The following is a 22,173-nucleotide window of genomic DNA, read 5'->3' as shown; positions in this document are numbered from 1 at the left end:
CGGACTGACGCAGGAAACCGCGCCGCAAAACAGCTGTTTTGCGGCGCGGTTTCCCTGTGTGGAAGGGGAGTTCCAAAAATGCAATTCAATCAGACCAGCGTATCCAGGACTGCCTTGAAGTCGGCGATGATGTCCTCGGGATCCTCCAGACCCACGCTGATGCGGACCAGGCCCTCGGAGATGCCGGCGGCTTTCAGCTCCTCGGCGGTGTAGGTGGAGTGGGTCATGGTGGCGGGATGCTCCACCAGCGTCTCGGCGTCGCCCAGGGAGACGGCGATGACGCACAGCTCCAGCTTGTTCAGCGCAGCGGCGGTGGCGGCCTTGTCGGCCTTGAGCTCAATGGAGATCATGCCGCCGGGCAGCTTCATCTGTTTTGCGGCGATCTCGTGGCCGGGGAAGCTGTCCAGGCCGGGATAGTAGACCTTGTCCACCGCCGGGTGGCCGGCGAAGAAGTCCGCCACCTTTCTGGCGTTGGCGCAGTGGCGCTCCATGCGGATGTCCAGGGTCTTCATGCCCCGGGCCATCAGGAAGGCGTTGAAGGGGCTCATGACCGCACCGGTCATGTCCTTCAGACCGAACATACGGCAGGTGCCGATAAAGTCCTTGCTGCCCACCACGACGCCGGCGATGACGTCACCATGGCCGTTTAAGTACTTGGTGGCGCTGTGGACCACCACGTCGGCGCCCAGTTCCAGAGGCCGCTGCAGGTAAGGCGTGCAGAAGGTGTTGTCCACCATGACCTTGATATCGGCGTTGTAGGCGTGGGCGATCTGAGCCACGGCGGCGATGTCCACGATCTTCAGGGTGGGATTGCAGGGAGTCTCCAGATAGACCACCTTGGTCTTGCTGGTGAGGGCGGCTTTCAGCGCCTCCAGATCGGTCATATCGATAAAGGTGACCTTCACACCGAACTTGCAGATGCCGTGGTTCAGCAGGGCGTAGGTGCAGCCATAGAGGGTGTCGCAGGCCACGATCTCATCGCCGGCCTCCACACTGCTCCAGATGGCGGTGGAGATGGCACCCATGCCGGAGGCAGTGGCCAGGGCGTCCTCGCCGCCCTCCAGCTCCGCCATCTTGGCCTCCACGATGCCGACGGTGGGGTTGCCGAGGCGGGAATAGATGTAACCGGCTTCCTGACCGGCGAAGCGGGCGCCGCCCTGCTCCACGGTCTCGAACTCAAAGGTGGAGGTCTGATAGATCGGGGCACACAGGGCGCCGGCGTCGTTGGAGACCTTTCCGGTGTGGATCTGACGGGTGGCAAAGCCCAGGTTCTTCTTGTTCATATACGTACCGTCCTTTCTCGGCGACTCGCACTGTCAGACAGCGTGATGGCTGTTGTTATTCTTTTTCCGCGATTGAATACAGTTTGCTTTTGAAGGGGTAAGTTGAGAAGAGAAGAAGAGCAAAGGGTGTTTTAAATAAAAAACGATGGCATATACAGACAGAAATACTGCAAAGCGAGCATGAGTTTTTGTTGTTTTCAACTATATTCTAGCACGCTCTTTGAAAGAGTGTTAGTACGGTATTTGCGTAATTTGTTCACGCTTTTTTTGATAACTGTTTGACAAGACCAGATCGCTGGAGTATAGTAAAAGCTGGAAGAAAGGGTGGAGGAACACCAGTTATGGGGGGACGCATATGACATTCCAGCAGCTTACATATGTGGTGGAGATCTCCAAGTGCGGATCCATCAATAAGGCTGCCCACAAACTCTTTTTATCGCAGTCCGGTATTTCCACCGCCGTGCGGGAGCTGGAGGAGGAGCTGGGAATCCGCTTTTTCACCCGCAGCAACCGAGGCGTGGAGTTCACGCCGGAGGGCAAGGAATTCCTCAGCTACGCCGTTTCCCTCCTGGAGCAGAAGCAGCGGATCGAGAGCCTGTACGGCGAGGCCTCCGCCGCGGCGGCGCCCGTCCGCTTTTCCGTCTCCACCCAGCGCTATCCCTTCACGGAGGACGCCTTTTTGCGGATGCTTCAGAGCGCTCAGGAAAACCGCTACTGCTTCTCCATCCGGGAGGCCGGTATGGACGCTGTGATCGATGATGTCTATGACCACCGGGCGGATATCGGCGTCATTTTCCTGACGGAACTGACGGAGAAGATTATCCGCCGGCTGCTGGACGCCCGGGAGCTGGAGTTTCGCGAGATCGCCGCTGTGTCCCCCTGCATCTATGTTCGCAAGGGGCACCCCTTGGCAAACCGGGACGGTGTGAGTGAGGAGGACCTGGCGGGTTATCCCTACGTGTCCTTTGAGCATAACCAGGGCGTGGGGACGGATTTTTCGGAGGAGTACCAGACGCTTTCCCTGAAAAAGCCCGCTCAGCAGATCAGCGTCAACAACCGTGCCACCATGATGAACGTTTTGGCCAACACCGACGCCTTCACCACCGGCAGCGGTCTTTTGGTGGAGCGGCTGACCAGCCAGGCAGTGGTGACTATCCCGCTGGCGGGAAAGACCTGTATGCGCCTTGGCTGGATTCGGTCCCGCAGCAGCAAGATCTCACCCCAGGCCGCCCGGTTTGTCGGGCTTCTGGATCAATCCATCGCGGAGTCCATTGCCTTTACAGAGCGAGTTCACCGATCCCTGTGCCGGAGTGAGGGATAAAGGAGCACGGCACAGCAGAAAAGGGAAAAAACAACGCCGGCCTTTTGGGCCGGCGTTGAAGCGTATTTAGGAATTGGAAGCGGACTCGGCGGTCTCCTGCTCCATGGCGGCCTTCTTGGCGGCCACGCCGGACTCTGCCACATCATATTCCCAGTTCCAGGGATCGCGGCGGCAGACGTTGTCGGCGAAGGGAACAAAGACGGACAGGATGCCCACTGCGGCCAGTACCCAGCAGTACCACAGGTTGGGGATGATTTCCGTGGGGTTCATGGCAATGCCGCAGGCGGTGGTCAGTGTCGCCGCGGACAGCAGCTGAGCGCCGTAGGGAATGATGCCCTGGAACACGCAGGAGAACACGTCCAGCAGGGAGGCGGTGCGGCGGGGATCCACCTGATACTCCCGGCTGATATCCTTGGCCATGCTGCCGGTGAGCACGATGGCAACGGTGTTGTTGGCGGTGGCGCAGTCTGCCAGGGAGACCAGGGCGGCGATGCCCACCTGGGCGGACTTGTTGCCCTTCATCATCTTGCGCAGCATATAGATGAGCCAGGAGATGCCGCCGTTGTGGATGACCAGCTGGGACATACCGCCGCAGAAGAGGGTCAGGAAGAACACTTCGTTCATGCCGGTGAAGCCGGACCAGATATTCTGGGCGAAGCCGAAGATATCCAGGGAGCCGGTGGCCATGCCGATGATACCGGCGGCGAAGATGCCGATGGTCAGCACCAGGAACACATTCATGCCTACCAGAGCCAGGATCAGCACCAGCAGGTACGGCACCACCTTGATGATGCTGTATTCCAGAGCCTCCATGGTGGGAACCACTTCCGGACGGCCCACGATCAGCAGGATGATGATGGTGATAATGGCGGCCGGCAGCGCAATATAGAAGTTCACCCGGAACTTATCGCGCATCTCACAGCCCTGGGAGCGGGTGGCGGCGATGGTGGTGTCGGAGATCATGGAGAGGTTGTCGCCGAACATGGCGCCGCCCACGCAGGCACCCACCATCATGGGGACGCTGAGGCCGCCCTTGTCGGCCAGGCCCACGGCGATAGGAACGATGGCGCTGATGGTGCCCATGGAGGTACCGGTGGCGGTGCCCATGAAAGCGGAGATGATGAACACACCGGCGGTGAGGAAATGAACGGGGACCAGGGACAGGCCCAGATTGACCGTGGCGTCCCGGCCGCCCATGGCGGCGGCCACGCTGGAGAAGGCACCGGCCAGCAGGTAGATGATCAGCATGGTCAGCACGTCCTCATTGGCCGCGCCCTTGGCGAAAATGCGGAACCGCTCGTTGATGGCGCCTTTGGTCATGGCGAATGCCACCAGCACGGCGATGAACATGGCGGTTACGGAGGGGAACTGATAAAAGGCCATTTCCACGCCCTGACTTTGAAGGATGATGCCGGCGCCCAGGTAAATTACCACAAATACCAGGAACGGGATCAGCGCGGTGCCTCTGCCTTTCTTGTTCAAGGTGTTATCCATAATTTTTCTCCTCTACGATTCTGTTTTCCCGTGAACACACCCTCGTTTCGTCTTGTTGCATAAAAATATATAGCTTCTTGCCCTTCTCTCTGTGCAAATCATATCATAATCTGCAAGGGAACTGTTAATACCGATTTCAAATAATACATTCCCTGTTTTTTTGATAACAAACTTTGCCGCGCACGCTCCTGACCAGGACTGCCCACGGACGGATACGGAAGAGAATTCTTTTGGGATCCGCAGAAGGAAACGATTACTCCTTTTGTTTCGCTGGTGATTTTGGAACAGTGCCGTTCGCTGGGCAGCAGTGGGACGCTGCCGTATTTGGAAAATGTCATATTTGTACTAGGCATGTTTTGTGCACGGAGCGGCTGGCCTTCGGCGGGCGTTTGGGGAGGGCTTGCGGGGAAAAGCTCTTTCCGCTTGGTATGGGACCTCCGGAAATAAAGAGGCCGCTCCAAACCTGGAAACGGCCTCGGCAAAGCAGGCGGCGGGAAGATACCGCCGGCACATTCGTATCTGTAGAAATTGGAACGGATGGGATGGCAGGTTTACCATTTGTGTGATATGATAAGCAATAAGGAAAATCATCAAAAACGGTGTGCCGGGGAAACATTGGCAGACGGCATGGCCGTGGGAAAGTTCAGGTGTTGTATCGTGCAGGCAAATGCGTCCTCCACCCGGGAGGATATCTTTCAAAACGATCCCATTCCAACCGCGCTGCGGAAAATGATTCTTCCGGCGGTGACCAGCCAGCTGATCGTTCTGATCTACAATATGGCGGACACCTTTTTCGTGGGACAGACCGGCAACCCCTACATGGTGGCGGGAACTTCGCTGATCCTGCCGGTATTCAACCTCACGTTGTGCCTGGCGGGTCTGGCTGGCGTAGGCGGGGGATCCCTGATCTCCCGTCTGCTGGGGCGGGGTGACGAGCGGGAGGCCCGACGGGTGAGCGCTTTTTCCCTGTACCTGGGGTTTGCCGTTTCTGCGTTGTTTGCGGTGTCGGTCGCGGCTTTTATGGATCCTCTTTTGGATTTGCTTGGCGCTGGCGAAAATACGTATCTTTATGCCCGGCAGTACGCCCTGTGCGTGATTGTCGCCGGCGGCGTTCCGACAGTGCTTTCCAATGTGCTGGCCAATCTGATCCGCAGCGTGGGACGCTCCCGGGCGGCCAGCGCCGGGATTATTCTGGGCGGCCTTCTGAATATCGCCCTGGATCCGCTGTTCATGTTTATCCTGATGCCGGAGGGGTATGAGGTGCTGGGAGCGGGGCTTGCCACGTGCCTGTCCAACTGTACTGCCTTCCTCTTTTTCGTGACGGTGCTGATCCGGATGGGGCGCGGATCGGTGATCACTGTTTCTCCGAAAGCGGGGCTGCCCCGGCCGGACAGCGTCCGGGCCATTTTCGGTGTGGGGATCCCCTCTGCTGTTGCCACGTTCCTCTTTGACCTGGACTATGTGATCCTGGATAAGCTGATGGTTTCCTATAACGATCTGGCCATGGCTGCCGTGGGGATTGTGCTGAAGGTAGAGCGCTTTCCGCTGAATGTAGGCATCGGTATCTGTCAGGGTATGCTGCCCCTGGTGGCCTACAACTACTCCGCCGGAAACAAACAGCGGATGGAGGATACCGTTCGGCTGTCCTGCCGGCTGGGACTGGTCGTCGCGGGAATCAGCATCGCGCTTTACGAGCTGTTCGCTGTTCAGTTTGCCCATCTGTTTATCTCCGATGCCCAGACGGTGGCCCTTGCCTCGCAGTTCCTGCGAATTCGGGTGCTGGCCACGCCGCTGATGTTTTTGAGCTTTTTCACCGTCTATCTGTTCCAGGCCTTTGGGAAGGGCTGGATCTCCCTGTTCCTGGGGACGGTTCGGTGGCTGGTATTCAACATCCCCATGCTGTTTTTGCTCAATCATCTCTTTGGAATGTTCGGCATCGTCTGGTCCCAGGTGACGGCAGATACGCTGACGGTACTGGTGTCCTTCTGCGTGTACCGGAGGTTCCGTCCTGCTGTGGGGGAGCCCGCGAAGATTCCGTGATCGGGCCGGATGACCTGCCCGTGAAATATGATCCGCTGCCAAACGCCGGGATGCATACCCCCGGCGTTTGACTGCTTATCCCGCTGCAGGCAGGATGAACATATATCAGCGTCTGGGCGATGGCTGCGTGTGCTGAAACTTGGTACATCGCAGCTCAGTCTGCGCAGATGCCGGGAGAGGGCATTGATGCCGTTTGCTTCAGGGCGCCTTTTCTGACGGGAGGCATCTGGCTATGAGCGTGTAGCGGGTCCGGGGAATTTGGCTGCGGCCATACGTTTGCGGGCGGAAAAAAGAAGTGTCTTGTTGAAACCGTCCAGGCCTGATATAATCAATAAAAAAATAGACAGTCGGCGCTGCCTGGAGGTGGAGTCTCCGGATGTGCGGCGCGGTTCCGGCCACGGCCGGAAGGACCCGGGAAGGTTGTTTTTGGGCCCTGGATTCTGTGGAAGCGGGGAGTGTGCGATGATTCCTGATACGATACTGGTGATCGATGACGATGAGATCAACCGGGGAATTTTGGATAACCTCTTTTCTGCCTTTTATCGGGTGGAGGAAGCGGAAAACGGCCGGATCGGTCTGGAGAAGATCCGGACGGACCCGGAGGGCTACTGCGCCGTGCTGCTGGACGTGGTAATGCCTGAGATGGACGGGCTGGAGGTGCTGCGCGCTCTGCAGGCGGCGGAGCTGCTGGAAAAAATTCCGGTGTTTCTCATCACCGCCGAGGCCAGCGATGCCACCATGAAGGAGGCCTACCGCCTGGGCGTCATGGATGTGATCAGCAAACCGGTGGTGCCCTATGTGGTGCTGCGGCGGGTCAACTCCGTGGTGGAGCTGTTCCGGGCCCGGAAACGTCTGGGCAACGTGGTGGAGCGGCAGCAGTCGGAGCTGCTGGTTCAGGCGCAGAAGATCATCGATCTGAACCAGGGCATGATCGAGTCCCTGGCCGCCGCCATCGAGTTCCGCAATGGCGAGTCCGGCCAGCACGTCCGCCGTATCCACGACATCACCAAGAGCCTGCTGTCGGACACGGACCTGGGAGCGGGCCTGAGCAAGGAGCAGATTCAGCAGATCGCCCAGGCATCCATCATGCACGATGTGGGGAAGATTGCAATTCCCGATGCGATCTTGAACAAGCCCGGCCGCCTGACGCCGGAGGAGTTCGAGATTATGAAGACCCACACCACCCAGGGCGGATTCCTGCTGGAGAAGATTCCCCAGCTGCGGGAAAACGGTGTCTACCACTACGCCTACGACATCGCCCGCCACCACCACGAGCGATGGGATGGCCGGGGCTATCCCGACGGACTCAAGGGTGACGAGATCTCCCTCGGGGCCCAGATCGTCTCCCTGGCGGACGTGTACGACGCCCTGAGCTGTAAGCGGGTGTACAAGGACGCCTTTCCCCGGGAAAGGGTGCTGCAGATGATCCGGGACGGGGAGTGCGGCGTGTTCAATCCTGAGCTGCTGGATCGCTTCTTCTCTGTGGAAGAGGAACTGCAGCGGATGTACCAAAGAGATAAGTTGTAAAGGAGGAGACCGATGGACGCGTTGAAGAAGGAGCGGCTGGCGGCTGCCGGTATCGATGTGGACGGCGCACTGGAGCGGTTTATGGGCAACGATGCGCTGCTGGAGCGATTTTTGAAGAAATTCCTGGCGGACGGCAACTATGCGGCTCTTTCCGCCGCCGTGGCGGCCGGGGATCCGGCCGCGGCCCTGACCGCCTCCCACACGCTTAAGGGCGTGAGCGGCAACCTCTCCATGCCGGAGCTGTTCGGGCTGCTGACGAGCCAGGTGGAGGCCCTGAGGGCCGGTGACTGGGACAAGGCGGCGGGGCTGATGCCGGAGATTGACCGGGCCTATGAGTCGGTGGTCCGCGCCATTGGAGAAAACAGCTGATGAGGCGGAAAAAGGCCCGCTGGAAGCGGGTCCTGCACGATATGCGGCTGAATCTGGCGGGGCTGCTGATTCTGGTGGTGATGGCTTCCGCTGGAGGACTGCTGCTGCGGACAGCGCTGCTGCGCAATTCCCAGAGCATGGGGATCGCGCTGTCCAGCAATTACGCCGCGGAGGCGAGCAACAATCTCTCGATTTTTGAGACGCTGCTGTCCTTCGGTACCGCCTCTCTGGATAAGCAGGTACGGGACGGCAGCAGTCCCGAGGAGCTGCTGGAGTGGATGGACCTTTACTTTCAGCAGCTGGGTGCCGTTCTGGGACAAGGCGTCGTGGACCCCTATCTGGTGCTGAACGGCGAGATCCTGGCGGCCAATCCCTGGGAGGGGAACGATACCTACGATGTTTACAGTACGGAGTGGTATCAAAAGGCCGTAGCGGCGGACGGCGAGGCCATTTTCACCAATGTCTATACGGATGCGATTTTCCAAAAGCCTGTCATCACGGCCGCGCAGAAGAGCAGCGCGGCTGAAGCGGTGTTGGCCTTCGATGTGTTTCCGGAGAATTTTGCCTTCCGTTTCACCGACCAGGAGATTTCCGCCGGAGACTCCTTTTTCCTGTGCGACGGAGAGGGTACCGTCATCTTTTGCCACGCGGATCTGGATGTGGATGACGATGGGATGCACCGGTATTTGGGAGAACTGATTCAGCAGATCGAAAACGGTGATCTGGCGGCATATGACGATTTCATCACCGATTCCAACGGTGAGCACCGGGCGGTCTACTATACTGTGATGGACAACGGCTGGTACTCCATCGTCACCAGTCCCTATTCCAATATCCTCAGCAGCATGAATTGGTTCTATCTGGCCTTTGCCGCCATCATTGCACTGTTTTTGCTGATGGTGGCCGCCATGACCTGGCGGGATGTCCGCATCAATGCCCGGATGGAACGTACCAACGAGACGGTGCGGGTGCTCGGCAACTTTTACTATGCCCTCTATCGGGTGGACTACGGCCAGGGTACCTACGAGACCATTAAGGGCTCCGACTATGTCCGCGCCCGCCTGCCGGAAACCGGCAGCTACGAGGATCTGCAGCGTGTCATCGGAGAGGTCATCCAGCCGGAGGCCTATGATGAGTATATGCGCAGCTTTTCCCGGGAGAGCATCCAGTCTCTGGTGTCCCGCCGTGTACGGGACTTCGGCGGAGAGTTTCTCCGCCGCTTTGGAGAGGAGTATCGATGGGTCAGCGTGCGGGTGCTGTTTGACGAGTCCCTGGCACCGGAGGAGGTGGTCCTCAGCTTCCGTGAGGTGGAGGAGGAGAAGCAGGGCCAGCTGCGGGAGCGAAAACTCCTGCAGGACGCGCTGGAGCTGGCTCGCCAGAACGAGGCGGCCAAGCAGAGCTTTTTCAGCAGTATGTCCCATGACATGCGCACGCCGCTTAACGCCATCATCGGCCTTTCCCAGCTGGCAGCCCAGCACGCGGGTGACCCGGCCCAGACAGCGGAGTATCTGGAGAAGATCCATTACTCCAGCAAACAGCTGCTGGAGCTGATCAACGATATTCTGGATATGTCCCGGATGGAACAGGGAAAGGTGATCCTGAACAACCAGTGGATCGACCTGAAAGCCTGCGTGGAAAACTGTATGGACGCCTTCCATTTCCAGGCGGAGCGGGAGGATAAGACACTCTCTGTTTCCGTACAGGTGCGGGACTCCTGGGTCCTGGCGGACCCCTTCCGCATCGGCCAGGTAATCAACAATCTGGTGTCCAACGCCATGAAATTCACCTCTCCCGGAGACTCGGTCTCCGTTTCCCTGACCCAGCTGGAAAGCCCCGGCGCGCCCCAGTACAAGCTGGTGGTGTCGGACTCTGGTATGGGAATGGAGGCCGATTTCCTGCCCCACATTTTTGAGCCCTACTCCCGGGAGATGCGCTTCGGCGCCCGGAAGGTGACGGGGACGGGCCTGGGGATGCCCATTACCAAAAACCTTATTACCCAGATGAACGGTGAGATCCGGGTGGAGAGCGAGCCGGGCAAGGGAACCACCTTCACCATCATTCTGCCCTTTACCGCCGCCCGGGAGGAAGCCCCCGGCTACGATGCGCCGGAGGAGGCCCCCGCGCCTGCTGAGCAGCCGGAGCCGGTATCTCTGGAGGGGCTGCGGGTGCTGCTGGCGGAGGACAACGAGGTGAATATGGAGATCACCACAGAGCTGCTGGACATGAACGGCGTCCAGGTCACCCAGGCCTGGAACGGCCGGGAGGCCATGGAGCTCTTCCGGGATTCTGAACCCTTTTTCTTCGACGCGATTTTGATGGATATGCAGATGCCGGAGATGGATGGCTGCGAATCCGCCCGCCGGATCCGGGCCATGCACCGGCCGGATGCGGACATCCCCATCATCGCGGTGACGGCCAACGCCTTTGCCGAGGATGTGGCGGCCACCACTGCCGCCGGCATCAACGCCCATGTCTCCAAGCCCATTGACTTTTCCCTGCTGTGCCAGACCTTGGGCAAATGGATCCGGAAGGACCGCTGAACATCACGAAAACGCCCCCGCGCTATCGGCGCGGGGGCGTTTTTCTTTATCGGCTTCCGCTCAATCCTGACCAGGGACCTTGGGCAGCTGGGCGAAGCTGGCAGCCAGCTCCTCGTCGGAGGGGATGTAGTCCTGCATCTGGCCGTTATGGAATTTCTCGTAGGCCACCATGTCGAAGTAGCCGGTGCCGGTGAGGCCGAAGAGAATGGTTTTTTCCTCACCGGTCTCCTTGCACTTCATGGCCTCGTCGATGGCCACCCGGATAGCGTGGCTGGACTCGGGGGCAGGCAGGATGCCCTCCACCCGGGCGAACTGCTCGGCGGCCTCAAAGACCTTGGTCTGTTCCACGGCCACGGCCTCCATGTACCCGTCGTGGTACAACTGGGACAGCACCGGGCTCATACCGTGATACCGCAGGCCGCCGGCATGGTTGGCGGAGGGGATGAAGTTGCTGCCCAGGGTGTACATCTTGGCCAGGGGGCAGACCATGCCGGTGTCGCAGAAGTCGTAGGCAAACTTGCCCCGGGTGAAGCTGGGGCAGGAGGCGGGCTCCACGGCGATGAAGCGGTAGTCCTTCTCGCCCCGGAGCTTCTCACCCATGAAGGGGGAGATCAGGCCGCCCAGGTTGCTGCCGCCGCCGGCGCAGCCGATGATGATGTCGGGGGTCACGTTGTACTTGTCCAGGGCCGCCTTGGCCTCCAGGCCGATGATGGACTGGTGCAGCAGCACCTGGTTGAGGACGCTGCCCAGCACATAGCGGTAGCCCTCCTGGCTGGCGGCGGCCTCCACGGCCTCAGAGATGGCGCAGCCCAGGGAGCCGGTGGTGCCGGGGTGGGCCTTCAGGATGGCCCGGCCCACGTTGGTGGTCTCGGAGGGGGAGGGGGTCACGGCGGCGCCATAGGTCCGCATGACTTCCCGGCGGAAGGGCTTCTGCTCGTAGCTGACCTTCACCATGTACACCTGGCAGTCCAGCCCCAGGTAGGAGCAGGCCATGGAGAGGGCCGTGCCCCACTGGCCGGCGCCGGTCTCGGTGGTGACGCCCTTGAGGCCCTGGTTCTTGGCGTAGTAGGCCTGGGCGATGGCGGAGTTAAGCTTGTGGGAGCCGGAGGTGTTGTTGCCCTCGAACTTGTAGTAGATCTTGGCGGGGGTCTGGAGCTTCTCCTCCAGGCAGTAGGCCCGGACCAGAGGGGCGGGCCGGTACATCTTGTAGAAGTCCCGGATTTCCTGGGGAATGGGGATCTCCCGGTCGTCGTTGTTCAGCTCCTGGCGGATCAGTTCGTCGCAGAACACGGGGCGCAGGCCCTCATAGTTCATGGGCGCGCCGGTGGCGGGGTTCAGCAGGGGAGCGGGCTTATTCTTCATATCGGCCCGCACATTGTACCAATTCCGGGGCAGCTCGTCTTCAGACAGGTAGATCTTGTAGGGGATTTTTTCGAATGTCATGGGGATTCTCCTTTCGATTCCGGGGTCCCTGGGGGAAAGAAAAAAGACCTTCGTCCCACAAGGACCCATCCAATGGTTCCTTGGGACAAAAGTCTGAAAACTTCTGCGGTGCCACCCAATTTGGCGAAGATCTCGCCCGCTCGGCGACGTGCCGTCACACGTCTTTCCCTGGTAACGGGGGAAAAGCCCGTCGTCCTTACTGGCCTTCCGGCGTTCAGTCCGCCCTCGGCGGTCCATTCGGCGGGGCCTCCTCTGCTGCCATCCCACCGCCGGCAGCTCTCTTGGAAAGGCGGTATCCCGTGTACTCGTCCGCGTCATCGGTTTGTTGCTGTGAACTTGGGGTGAGTGTAACGCGGAACAGACCGATTTGTCAAGGACCAAAATTTTTTTCGTGGCGCTTTCACAAAAATACAAAGAAAAATTTATCACATTTTGCCAGGAAAATGGTGGAAAACCGGTCCGGCGCCATTGGCGCCGGACCGGTTGCGTTACCGCTGATATTCGAATTCGAAGTCGTACATGGACACGGTGTCCCCGTCCTGGATGCCCATGTCCTCCAGCTGCTGGAACAGGCCCGACTGGCGCAGGGTCTTGTCGAACCACATGCGGCTCTCGTAGTCGGCGAAGTTGACGTTGGCCATGAGCCGCTGGAGCCAGGGACCCTCCACCAGCCAGGTGCCGTCGTCCGCCCGCTGGATGTCCAGCGGGGCGGAGGCGTCGATGACCGGGGGCTTGGGCACATACTCCGGCTCGTATACCGTGACGGGCGGCAGGACGGAGAGCATCTGGGCCACCTTCTTCACCAGCTCCGCCGTACCCTGATGGGCCGCCGCGGAGATCTCCAGCAGGGTGTAGCCCTGGGCCTCCACGTGCTGGCGCAGGCGGGTCAGGTTGTCGCTGTCGGGATCCAGGATGTCGGACTTGTTGGCGCAGACGATCTGGGGCCGCTTTGCAAGGTCCGGGCTGTACTGGGCCAGCTCTGCGTTGATGGCGTCAAAGTCCGCCACCGGGTCCCGGCCCTCGCTGCCGGACACGTCCACCAGGTGGACCAGCAGGCGGCAGCGGTCGATGTGCCGCAGGAAGTCGTGGCCCAGGCCCGCGCCCTCGCTGGCGCCCTCGATGATGCCGGGGATGTCGGCCATGACGAAGGAGACGCCTTCCTCCACCCACACCACGCCCAGGTTGGGGTACAGGGTGGTGAAGTGGTAGTTGGCGATCTTGGGCTGTGCCTTGGACACCACGGACAGCAGGGTGGATTTACCCACGTTGGGGAAACCGATCAGGCCCACGTCCGCCAGGAGCTTCAGCTCCAGCAGCACGTCGTGGCTCTCGCCGGGCAGTCCCGCCTTGGCGAAGCGGGGCACCTGCCGGGTGGGGGTGGCGAAGTGCATATTGCCCCAGCCGCCCCGGCCGCCCCTGCACAGGACGTAGGGCTCGCTGTCGGACATATCCTTGATGATCTCGCCGGACTCGGCGTCCCGGACCAGGGTGCCCCGGGGAACCCTGATGGTAAGGCTGGCGCCGTCCTTGCCGGACTTGCGGCCGCCCATGCCGTCGGCGCCGTTCTCGGCCACGTACTTGCGCTTGTAGCGGAAGTCCATCAGGGTGGACATGTTGTCGTCCACCTGCAAAATGATGGAGCCGCCCTTGCCGCCGTCGCCGCCGTCGGGGCCGCCGGCGGCCACGTATTTCTCCCGGTGGAAGGCCACCGCGCCGTTGCCGCCGTTGCCTGCCCGGACGGTGATCCGGGCCTTGTCGATGAAGGAAGTCGCCATATTGCTACCTCAAATCTCTGTAAATTCTGAGAACAGTATTCCAAATCTCACCTATTTTACCCGAAAACCTATACTCCGTCAAGGGCGGGAGCTCTTCCGGGCCGGAAAGGAGAGAAAAAACGAGGGTCCGGACCATTCGTCCGGACCCTCGCTCACAGCTTATTCAGCCTCGTAGACGCAAGCCTGCTTGCGGTCCTTGCCCAGCCGCTCAAAGCGGAGGACGCCGCTGGCGGTAGCGAACAGCGTGTCGTCGCTGCCGATGCCCACGTTCACACCGGGGTGAATGTGGGTGCCGCGCTGGCGGACCAGAATGTTGCCGGCCTTGACGAACTGACCGTCAGCCCGCTTGGGGCCCAGGCGCTTGGCCTGAGAATCACGGCCGTTCTTGGTGGAGCCGCCGCCCTTCTTGTGGGCGAAGAACTGAAGACCAATACGAATCATGATACGAACCATCCTTTCTTTCAGAGTTTAGATGGAGAGGACATCAGTCGTCCTCCAGAGCTTCGATGTTGTCGGGGTATTCGTCATGGAGCTGGGCGAAGTAGACCATCAGGCCCGCCAGAAGGGTCTGGCAGGTGCTCTCGGCGGTGGGGGAGAGGCCTCCCGGCAGCCGCAGGGAGATGGATGCGTCCTGTTCCCGGATCTTCACGGAGGCCGCCAGACCCATCACGTCGTTGACGGTGGTCTCCACCAGGCGCACGGCGCTGGTGACGGCGGCGCAGACGATGTCGCTCCCGGCCTCAGCGTAGCCGCTGTGGCCCTGGACATCGAACCCGGTGATCCGGTCGCCCTCCATGCGGAATGTGACAGTGGTCATGTTCCCGATCAGACGGAGATCTTGGCGATCTCGACCTTGGTGTAGGGCTGACGATGGCCCTGACGCTTGCGGTAGCCCTTCTTGGCGTTGTACTTGAAGATGCGGATCTTCTTGCCCTTGCCGTTCTTGACGATCTTGGCCTCCACGCTGGCGCCCTCCACAACGGGAGTGCCGAAGGTGGCCTTCTCGCCGTCGATGACGGCCAGGACCTGGTCGAACTTCACGGTGTCGCCGGCTTCCTGGTCCAGCTTCTCGATGTAGACCACGTCGCCCTCGGCCACCTTGTACTGCTTGCCGCCGGTCACGATGATAGCGTTCATTCTCTGATTTCAACTCCTTCATTACGGGCTCGCTGTCGGGGGCGGTCCGGGTGGGACACTTCAAGCCCATTCAAAGCGGCTTACCAAGTATATCAGTGAAAGTGAGAATTGTCAACGGGATTTTTAAGAAAAATGCGGAAAAATCAGCCTATATCCCAGAAATGGGCGATCCGTTGGGTGGAGAGACGGGTGAGTCCGGAGACAGTGACCGTGATCTGCTCCAGTCCGCCGATATCGACCGGTTCCCCATCTGATCTCCGGGGATTCAGATGGAAGCCGAACTGATTGCCATTCTTGTAAATCAGACTGCTCTCTCCGGCCAAGGTACAGGGGTAGTCCGCTCCGTCCACGGCGGCTGTCATGGAGGCATAGGTCTCCCAAGTCCAGAAGCTGTCCTCGCCGCTCACGGCGGTCTGCCTCAGAGGGGCATCCTGTCCGGAGGAGCACTCTGCAGGGACTGTCTGACAGCCGGATACCAGCGTCCCGCCTTTCCATCCGCATACGCCGTATGAGCGGAACCAGACCCGGTAGGCCCCCTCGTGTTCATCCACCACATCCACCAGGATCCGGCAGCCGCTCTCATCCTCATAGAGGATCTTTCCGGCGTTGCTGTCCAGATCCACCAGATCCAGCTTCACGGACCAGCTGCCGGGAACCTCGTTGTACGAAAGCGTGTAGTCGGCGCTGCTGAGCTGAGAGGACAACCCATACCGCCAAGCACCGTAGGTGCCGTTTTTGAACAATATAATAAATACAAAAACTATTATAATGGCTATTATGCCGCCGATCATGGCCCAACGACACTTGAGCGGCCCCAAAGCCTGAGGCCGGGACACGCCGTAGATGACTTCCGTCACATCGGTCTCCAGAGCCGCCGCGATCCGCTCCAGCGTCTCCAGGTCCGGCTGGGCCCTGCCGGTCTCCCAGACGGAGACGGTCTGACGGGTGACGAACAGCATCTCTGCCAGCTGCTCCTGGGTCAGCCCTCTGGCAGTTCGCAGATGTCGGATGTGCTTGCCGACGGATGCCATGTGCGCCATCTCCTTTTGCGCTTTGCTGATCCCAGCCTATCACGAACCGGAAAACTTGTCACGCCAATATCGTTTGCGCGGAAAGCAGCCCCTTGACAGATTGTTGGAATATGGTATAATTTTCTCATAAAGCGATAAATATACCACATAACGAAGCGGGAGGTCAATATGAAAAAGCAATATCTGTATGGCTCTCTGGGATTGTTATCCCTATTGGGGTTCATCGGTGTCTTTACAGAAGAGCGGAGTTTCCTGGCTTTTTTTGCGTTTGCTGTGGACTTTCAGTATTTCTTCCTGCCTTCTGACGAGATGGCAGAGGCACAGCTGACCCGGGCTGCCGCGCTGGGTTTTGTGGCTGGGATGTTAGCCGTGATGGCGGTGACCATAGGGACTCTGGCCCTGGGCGGCAATCCCGGGCGGGCCCTGGCCGCAGGCTGTGCCGCCGGGTGGGCGGTGTCCGTGGCGGTGTTTGCCCTGCTGACGGCCCTGTATGGGTTCCGGGAGAGCTGGGGGATGGACCGTGATCCGTAACCGTATGAAAGAGCACCGGGCCCGGCTGGGGTTGAAACAGGAAGATCTGGCCAGGCTGGTAGGCGTCCGGAGGGAGACTATCGGCAATCTGGAAAAGGGCCGCTACAACCCCTCTCTGGTGCTGGCGTGGAATATCGCTAAGGTATTCGGCGTACCCATTGAGGACGTTTTCACCGTGGAGCCGGAACCATAAAAAACGCAGCCTCTCCCACCTGGGAGAGGCTGCGTTTTTTTAGCGGGCGGAGCGCCGGGGCCTGGCGTAGGTCAGCCGGGCCAGCAGGCCCAGAGCGGACACGGTCTCGCACAGGGCGCACAGCTTGTCCGCCGCGCAGATCAGGGCGCCCTCCCGGTATTTGGGCGGCGCCAGGGTCAGGGGAAACATGTGCCGGACGATGGCGTCCCGCTCGATGGGACCCAGCGGAAAGTCCCGCTCCGCGTTCTCCAGGGCCCGCCGGGGGTGGGAGAAGCCGTGGAACCGGTGACTGGGGTCCGGCACATGCCAGTCGTAGAGGAAGTAATCGTGGAGCAGAGCGCCCCGGACCAGGGCCCGCCGGTCCACCCGCAGGTCCAGCAGCAGGACCAGATACAGGCACAGGCAGGCCACGGCGAAGGAGTGGGCGAACACGGTGACGTCCCCGTGCTGGAAAAAGAGCTTTTCCGTCTCCATGCTGCCGGAGGAGAGGATGTCTCCGCCGTAAAAGCGGACCAGATCGGCGATATCGCAGGACGTGTGCGTCATCAAAAAGGCCCCCGTCCGGTCAGTCGTAGGCCAGCTGCTCCACGGTCCAGTTCCGGATCAATTCCGCGTAGAAGCGGCAGACCGCCCTGCCGGTGTCCAGATCGAGATTGACATAATTTCCGCATTCCGCGGCGCTCTTGCCGGGCATTTCGCCCTGGTACGCGGCGGCCTGGGCAAAGACGGCCTTCACCAGTTCCACGGCCCCCGCCAGATCCAGCAGGCGGCTGTCGAAGAGGAAGTAGAAGCCCGTCTGGCAGCCCATGGGGCCGAAGTAGATGACGGCCTCTTTCTGGGGGGAGTTGCGCAGGAGCGTAGCGATCAGATGCTCCGCGGAGTGCATCTCGCTGTTGCTCAGCAGGTCCCCGGTGTTGGGGCGTTTGAACCGCAGGTCCAGGGTGACGATGTCCCCGTCCCGGCGGGACAGGTAGAGGCCGGGGAGCAGTTTGTTGTGATCCACGGTGAAGCTGGCGATCCGTTCCATCTCAAAGTTCCTCCTTCTGCAGGGCCTGGGCCAGGGGCAGGACCACCCGCCCCAGGTTTTCCAACGCCTGACCGAAATCAAAGTATTCCTCCGACTGGGTGTCGCTGAAGAGGTGATCCGAGACGGACTTCACCGACACGCAGCCTATGCCGTTGCGCAGGCACACCTGGGCAATGGCGCCGCCCTCCATCTCCGCCAGCAGGGGGGAGAAGGTGTCCCGAATCCAGGCGGCCCGGTCCCCCTTCACGGCGAACCAGTCGCCGGTGGCGGCCCGGCCGGTGACGGCGTCAAATCCGGCCTCCTTCAGCAGCGCTGCGCACCGCTCCGGCCTCCAGGTGGGGAAGGAGACCTGGTTGACCGTGGAGACCAGCCCGATGGGGTCGCCCACAGCGGTGGTGTCCACATCGTGCTGGACGAAGTCCGACACCACCACCAGTGAGCCGGTGGGCAGGTCCGTGAAGCACCCGGCCACGCCGGCGTTGACGATCAGGTCCACGCCATAGCGCAGGCACAGCAGCTCTGCCGCCATGGCGGCGTTGACCTTGCTGACGCCCCCGGCGCAGGCCACGATCCCGGGCGCGGGATGAAAGATGGGGACGCCGGAGACAGTCTCTGTCGGCGTCCAGTCCCGGGCACCGGGCAGAGCGTGGAGCTCCGCCGGCATGGCGAATTGTAGTCCGATTTTCATGTGTGGTCCTCCTCAGGGTTCCTCCGGCAGGCGCTTGCCGCACTTGCCACAGAAGGTGAAGCCGCTGCCCAAGCGGGCGCCGCAGTAGGGGCAGAAGCGGAAGTCGCCGTCCTCGCCGCTGCCCTCCGGAAGGTCCTCCGGTCCGCGGTCCAGGTGGAAGTGCCGGTCCAGGGGATCCGGCTCCTCGGCGCTGTCCACGATGTCGAAGGCGGAGTAGCGGTTCTCACCAGTGGCGTTTTTGAAGTTGTAGATGGCCTGAACGATGCCCAGGATCACGAACACCACGCCAAAGAGACAGAAGAATACCGGCGCTCCCATGGAGGCGGCTGCGATGGTCCAGATGACGCCGAATACGGCGGCGAACAGGGAGCCAACGGCTCCCATGGCCGAGGGGCCCCGGCCGGGCTTGACGCTTTTCATAGGGCAGTGCTCCTGTCGTTTCAGTTTCGCTCAGTATACCACAGCTGTCCGGAGAGGACAACGGCGATTTGCGGGGAGGTCACCCCTCTTTCCAAAGGAAAATGGGCATGGGCGGATCGCCCCGCCGGTTGGTCCAGTCGCAGCAGAGAACGGAGAAGGCCCGGTCGTCCAGGGTTTTGAGGTGGGCCAGGACCGCGTCCCGCTCACCGTAGCCGTTGGCGCCGCCGTAGTAGAGGGCGATGGCCATGGCGCCGCCGGGGCGCAGCAGCCGCAGCCCCGCGTCGATGGCGGCCAGGGTGGTGTCCGCCTGGGTGAAGACGGCGGGGTCGCCGCCGGGGAGACGGCCCAGGTTGAACACCACGCAGTCCACGGTGCCGGGGGCGGCGTAGCGCTCCATATGGGCGTGGCTGTCCAGGATCACCCGGGCAGAAAGACCCTCCTGCTCCAGCAGGATGCGGGTCTGCTCCACCGCGGCGGGCTGGATGTCGAAGGCCAGTACGGTGCCTTCCGGCCCCGCCAGACGGCACAGCAGGGCGGTGTCCCGACCTTTGCCGGCGGTGGCGTCGATGCACAGGGCGCCGGGGCGGACCGTATGGCGGAGAAAGTCGTGGACCATGGAGAGGGTGTTGCGCTGCATGGCGGCGCCTCCTTACGCGTTGAGATGAAAACAGGTCCTCCCTGAATGCTCAGGGAGGACCTGCCGTGTTTGAAGGATCAGCCCTTGACGATGGCGGCGGTGTCCATGGCAATCATGAGCTCCTCGTTGGTGGGGATCAGCAGGACCTTCACCTTGGAGTCGGCGGCAGAGATCACGACCTCCTTGCCCCGGACGTTGTTGGCCTCGGCGTCCATCTTCACGCCCATGAACTCCAGATCAGAGGCGATGGCCAGGCGCTGGGAGGCGGAGTTCTCGCCCACACCGGCGGTGAAGATGATGGCGTCCACACCGCCCATGGCGGCGGCATACGCGCCGATCAGCTTCTTGACGCCGTAGTTGAACATATCCACGGCCAGGCCAGCGCGCTCGTTGCCCTCCTTGTGGGCGTTCTCCAGATCGCGGAAGTCGGAGGAGACGCCGGAGACGCCCTGCACGCCGGACTTCTTGTTGAGGATGTTCAGCATGTCATCGATGTTCAGCTGATACTTGTTCATCAGGTACTGGAGAATGCCGGCGTCCAGATCACCGGAGCGGGTGCCCATGGGCAGACCTGCCAGGGGAGTGAAGCCCATGGAGGTGTCCACGCTCTTGCCGCCGTCGATGGCGGTGACGGAGGAGCCGTTGCCCAGGTGGCAGGAGATCAGCTTGAGCTCCTCGGGCTTCTTGCCCAGCATGGCGGCGGCGCGGCCGGCCACGTACTTGTGGGAGGTGCCGTGGAAGCCGTAGCGGCGGACCTTGTCGTTCTCGTAGTACTCATAGGGCAGAGCGTACATGTAGGCCTTGGCGGGCATGGTCTGGTGGAAGGCGGTGTCGAACACGGCCACCTGGGGCACGTCCTTGCCCATGACGGCGGTGCAGGCGTTGATGCCGGTGATGTTGGCGGGGTTGTGGAGAGGAGCCAGGGGGATGCAGTCCTCCAGGGCCTTCATGACCTCGTCGGTGATGAGCACGGACTTGTTGAAGGCCTCGCCGCCGTGCACCACACGGTGGCCCACCGCGTCGATCTCCGCCATGGAGCCGATGACGCCGTTGTCCTTGTCCACCAGCGCGTCCAGTACGGCCTGGATGGCCTCGGAGTGAGTGGGCATGGCCACATCGATGGCGTCCAGGACCTTCTTGCCCTCTACCTGGGGCTTGTAGGTGAACTTGCCGTCGATGCCGATGCGCTCGCACAGGCCCTTGGCCAGCAGGGTGCCGGTCTCGGGATTCAGCAGCTGATACTTCAGGGAGGAACTGCCTGCGTTGATGACCAGAATGTTCATAATTTCACGACTCCTCTGCACCTTTTGGGGAAATCCTTGCGGTTTTTCCCGTTCTGATATAGAATAATGACGGAAAGGATTCTCCGCCTCGGCGGACGGAATCCCTCACAATACCTATTATAACAAAGTTTTCCCCGGAGGCAACCTGCATTTTTACCGAAATGTCACTTTTTTGTCATTGGATTGGGGTGAAATTTGTGCGCACTGCGGGTATGATCGTAGAATACAATCCCCTGCACAGCGGACATCTGTATCTGCTGGCCCAGACCCGGCGGCGGCTTGGGCCGGATACCGCCATCGTCTGCGCCATGAGCGGGAACTTCGTCCAGCGGGGAGACTTTGCCCTGCTGCGCAAGCACCAGCGGGCCCGGGCCGCCGTGGAGAGCGGCGCGGATCTGGTGCTGGAACTGCCCCTGCCCTGGGCCGTTTCCTCGGCGGAGACCTTCGCCGACGGCGGCGTTCAGGTGCTCTCCGCCTCCGGCGTGGTGACGGATCTGGCCTTCGGCAGTGAGTGCGGCGCGGCGGAGCCGCTGATGGAGCTGGCCGCCTGCCTGCTGTCTCCGGAGTACCCCGACGCGCTGCGGCGCCGCCTGGACTCTGGGCGGTCCTACGCCGCCTGCCGCCAGGAGGCTGTGTCGGCCCTGCTGGGGCCGGAGAAAGCGGTGTTGCTGGAGACCGCCAATAATATCCTGGGCGTGGAGTATTGCAAGGCGCTGCTGCGCCGCCGCAGTTCCATCCGTCCCCTGACGGTCAGGCGGACCGGCAGTGTTCACGACGGGGCGCTGGAGCCCGGCGCTCACCCCTCCGCCTCCGCCATCCGGGCGCTGCTGCGGGACGGAGAGACGGAGCGGGCCCTGTCCCTGCTGCCTCCCGCCATGGCGAAGGTTTATCGGGAGGAGGCCGCTGCCGGCCGCGCGCCGGTGTTCGCCGAGACCTGCCAGCGGGCCCTGCTGGCCCGGCTGCGGACCATGACCGAATCTGACTTCGCTGCCCTGGACCAGGGGCGGGAGGGACTGTGCCGCCGCCTCTGGGAGGCGTCCCGCTCCGCGGTCTCGGTGGCGGAGATCCTGTCTGCCGCCAAGACCAAGCGCTACGCCTATGCCCGGCTGCGCCGGATGGTGCTGTGGGCTTACCTGGGCCTGACCCCTGCCGACGTGCCTGCGGCGGTGCCCTATCTGCGGCCCCTGGCCGCCAACGATACCGGCCGCCGTCTGCTCTCCGCCATGCGCAGAGAGGCCTCTGTTCCCATTCTGACCAAGCCCGCCGATGTGCGGACCCTGGGACCGGAGGCCCGGCGCCTGCTGGCGCTGGAAGCCCGGGCCACGGACCTGTATACCCTGGCCTATCCCGCTCTGTCTGCCGCTCAAGGCGGCGGGGAGTGGAGAGAAGGACCTGTGATCTTGGGAGGGCCCCCACCCTGCTGAGGAAAGGAGA

The 22,173-nt window shown here is 61.4% G+C and carries 22 protein-coding genes; 8 read left to right on the top strand and 14 right to left on the bottom strand.

All coding sequences use genetic code 11. The features are described from left to right. Nucleotides 1–89: 89 nt before the first annotated feature. Entirely contained in the window at nucleotides 90–1,283 is a 1,194-nt protein-coding gene (megL, locus tag ACVDHE_RS00460) for a methionine gamma-lyase (RefSeq protein ID WP_213038941.1), read from the bottom strand. Between the two features lie 355 nt (nucleotides 1,284–1,638). Here megL and ACVDHE_RS00455 point away from each other — a divergent pair, with 355 nt between their 5' ends. After that, nucleotides 1,639–2,604: a LysR family transcriptional regulator gene (locus tag ACVDHE_RS00455; protein ID WP_458885224.1), complete on the top strand. Its 966-nt coding sequence runs from the start codon at nucleotides 1,639–1,641 to the stop codon at nucleotides 2,602–2,604. A 66-nt stretch (nucleotides 2,605–2,670) separates the two neighbouring features. Here ACVDHE_RS00455 and ACVDHE_RS00450 read toward each other — a convergent pair whose 3' ends face one another. Next, nucleotides 2,671–4,098, bottom strand: coding sequence for a Na+/H+ antiporter NhaC family protein (locus ACVDHE_RS00450; protein WP_213038939.1), 1,428 nt, complete (start codon nucleotides 4,096–4,098; stop codon nucleotides 2,671–2,673). Between the two features lie 657 nt (nucleotides 4,099–4,755). Between ACVDHE_RS00450 and ACVDHE_RS00445 the strand changes: the two genes are divergently transcribed. The 4 genes from ACVDHE_RS00445 (at nucleotide 4,756) to ACVDHE_RS00430 (ending at nucleotide 10,574) form a co-directional block, all read left to right on the top strand. Then, complete coding sequence (locus ACVDHE_RS00445; protein WP_458885223.1) at nucleotides 4,756–6,138, top strand: MATE family efflux transporter; 1,383 nt, start codon at nucleotides 4,756–4,758, stop codon at nucleotides 6,136–6,138. Nucleotides 6,139–6,600: 462 nt separating this feature from the next. After that, entirely contained in the window at nucleotides 6,601–7,665 is a 1,065-nt protein-coding gene (locus ACVDHE_RS00440; protein WP_213038938.1) for an HD domain-containing phosphohydrolase, read from the top strand. 12 nt (nucleotides 7,666–7,677) lie between these two features. Next, on the top strand, nucleotides 7,678–8,034 hold the full coding sequence (locus ACVDHE_RS00435) for an Hpt domain-containing protein (protein ID WP_213038937.1): 357 nt from the start codon (nucleotides 7,678–7,680) through the stop codon (nucleotides 8,032–8,034). Continuing rightward, nucleotides 8,034–10,574 carry a hybrid sensor histidine kinase/response regulator gene (locus tag ACVDHE_RS00430; protein WP_458885222.1) on the top strand — a complete coding sequence of 847 codons (2,541 nt, stop codon included), beginning with the start codon at nucleotides 8,034–8,036 and terminating at the stop codon, nucleotides 10,572–10,574. Before ACVDHE_RS00435 ends, ACVDHE_RS00430 begins: the two co-directional genes overlap by 1 nt. A gap of 60 nt (nucleotides 10,575–10,634) precedes the next feature. Here ACVDHE_RS00430 and ACVDHE_RS00425 read toward each other — a convergent pair whose 3' ends face one another. The 6 genes from ACVDHE_RS00425 to ACVDHE_RS00400 all read right to left on the bottom strand — a co-directional run bounded on the left by ACVDHE_RS00425 (nucleotide 10,635) and on the right by ACVDHE_RS00400 (nucleotide 15,960). Further along, the gene (locus ACVDHE_RS00425; protein WP_458885221.1) at nucleotides 10,635–12,017 is read right to left on the bottom strand and encodes a TrpB-like pyridoxal phosphate-dependent enzyme; all 1,383 of its coding nucleotides are present in this window, start codon (nucleotides 12,015–12,017) and stop codon (nucleotides 10,635–10,637) included. Nucleotides 12,018–12,505: 488 nt separating this feature from the next. Further along, entirely contained in the window at nucleotides 12,506–13,792 is a 1,287-nt protein-coding gene (obgE, locus tag ACVDHE_RS00420; RefSeq protein ID WP_458885220.1) for a GTPase ObgE, read from the bottom strand. A 159-nt stretch (nucleotides 13,793–13,951) separates the two neighbouring features. Further along, entirely contained in the window at nucleotides 13,952–14,233 is a 282-nt protein-coding gene (rpmA, locus tag ACVDHE_RS00415; RefSeq protein WP_213038933.1) for a 50S ribosomal protein L27, read from the bottom strand. Nucleotides 14,234–14,276: 43 nt separating this feature from the next. After that, the gene (locus ACVDHE_RS00410; protein WP_213038932.1) at nucleotides 14,277–14,609 is read right to left on the bottom strand and encodes a ribosomal-processing cysteine protease Prp; all 333 of its coding nucleotides are present in this window, start codon (nucleotides 14,607–14,609) and stop codon (nucleotides 14,277–14,279) included. An 8-nt stretch (nucleotides 14,610–14,617) separates the two neighbouring features. Then, a complete protein-coding gene (gene rplU, locus ACVDHE_RS00405) occupies nucleotides 14,618–14,929 on the bottom strand; it encodes a 50S ribosomal protein L21 (RefSeq protein ID WP_022290689.1) in 312 nt (103 codons plus the stop codon). A 143-nt stretch (nucleotides 14,930–15,072) separates the two neighbouring features. Beyond that, complete coding sequence (locus ACVDHE_RS00400) at nucleotides 15,073–15,960, bottom strand: helix-turn-helix domain-containing protein (protein ID WP_458885219.1); 888 nt, start codon at nucleotides 15,958–15,960, stop codon at nucleotides 15,073–15,075. 168 nt (nucleotides 15,961–16,128) lie between these two features. Here ACVDHE_RS00400 and ACVDHE_RS00395 point away from each other — a divergent pair, with 168 nt between their 5' ends. Both ACVDHE_RS00395 and ACVDHE_RS00390 read left to right on the top strand, forming a co-directional pair. Next, nucleotides 16,129–16,491, top strand: a complete 363-nt coding sequence (locus tag ACVDHE_RS00395; protein WP_458885218.1) for a DUF3796 domain-containing protein — start codon at nucleotides 16,129–16,131, stop codon at nucleotides 16,489–16,491. Further along, entirely contained in the window at nucleotides 16,481–16,684 is a 204-nt protein-coding gene (locus ACVDHE_RS00390; RefSeq protein ID WP_458885217.1) for a helix-turn-helix transcriptional regulator, read from the top strand. The genes ACVDHE_RS00395 and ACVDHE_RS00390 overlap by 11 nt, the downstream gene beginning before the upstream one ends. A 39-nt stretch (nucleotides 16,685–16,723) precedes the next feature. Here the strand turns inward: ACVDHE_RS00390 and ACVDHE_RS00385 are convergent, their stop codons facing one another. From ACVDHE_RS00385 to ACVDHE_RS00360, 6 genes are all read right to left on the bottom strand, one after another. Next, entirely contained in the window at nucleotides 16,724–17,230 is a 507-nt protein-coding gene (locus tag ACVDHE_RS00385; protein WP_458885216.1) for an HD domain-containing protein, read from the bottom strand. A 19-nt stretch (nucleotides 17,231–17,249) separates the two neighbouring features. Continuing rightward, the gene (locus tag ACVDHE_RS00380; RefSeq protein ID WP_325224960.1) at nucleotides 17,250–17,711 is read right to left on the bottom strand and encodes an S-ribosylhomocysteine lyase; all 462 of its coding nucleotides are present in this window, start codon (nucleotides 17,709–17,711) and stop codon (nucleotides 17,250–17,252) included. 1 nt (nucleotide 17,712) lies between these two features. Continuing rightward, nucleotides 17,713–18,399, bottom strand: coding sequence for a 5'-methylthioadenosine/S-adenosylhomocysteine nucleosidase (locus ACVDHE_RS00375; protein ID WP_458885215.1), 687 nt, complete (start codon nucleotides 18,397–18,399; stop codon nucleotides 17,713–17,715). 12 nt (nucleotides 18,400–18,411) lie between these two features. Then, nucleotides 18,412–18,819 (bottom strand): zinc ribbon domain-containing protein, encoded by a 408-nt coding sequence (locus tag ACVDHE_RS00370; RefSeq protein ID WP_458885214.1) that lies wholly within the window; start codon nucleotides 18,817–18,819, stop codon nucleotides 18,412–18,414. 79 nt (nucleotides 18,820–18,898) lie between these two features. After that, the gene (locus tag ACVDHE_RS00365) at nucleotides 18,899–19,456 is read right to left on the bottom strand and encodes a tRNA (mnm(5)s(2)U34)-methyltransferase (protein ID WP_458885213.1); all 558 of its coding nucleotides are present in this window, start codon (nucleotides 19,454–19,456) and stop codon (nucleotides 18,899–18,901) included. Between the two features lie 77 nt (nucleotides 19,457–19,533). Beyond that, nucleotides 19,534–20,739 carry an acetate/propionate family kinase gene (locus tag ACVDHE_RS00360; RefSeq protein WP_213038925.1) on the bottom strand — a complete coding sequence of 402 codons (1,206 nt, stop codon included), beginning with the start codon at nucleotides 20,737–20,739 and terminating at the stop codon, nucleotides 19,534–19,536. 212 nt (nucleotides 20,740–20,951) lie between these two features. Here ACVDHE_RS00360 and ACVDHE_RS00355 point away from each other — a divergent pair, with 212 nt between their 5' ends. Next, the gene (locus tag ACVDHE_RS00355) at nucleotides 20,952–22,163 is read left to right on the top strand and encodes a tRNA(Met) cytidine acetate ligase (RefSeq protein ID WP_458885212.1); all 1,212 of its coding nucleotides are present in this window, start codon (nucleotides 20,952–20,954) and stop codon (nucleotides 22,161–22,163) included. The last annotated feature ends 10 nt before the right edge of the window (nucleotides 22,164–22,173 follow it).

The sequence above is a fragment of the Dysosmobacter sp. Phy genome (assembly GCF_054476235.1).
Note: the sequence above shows the minus strand (reverse complement) of the source record. Positions and strands in the feature narration are given on the sequence as shown.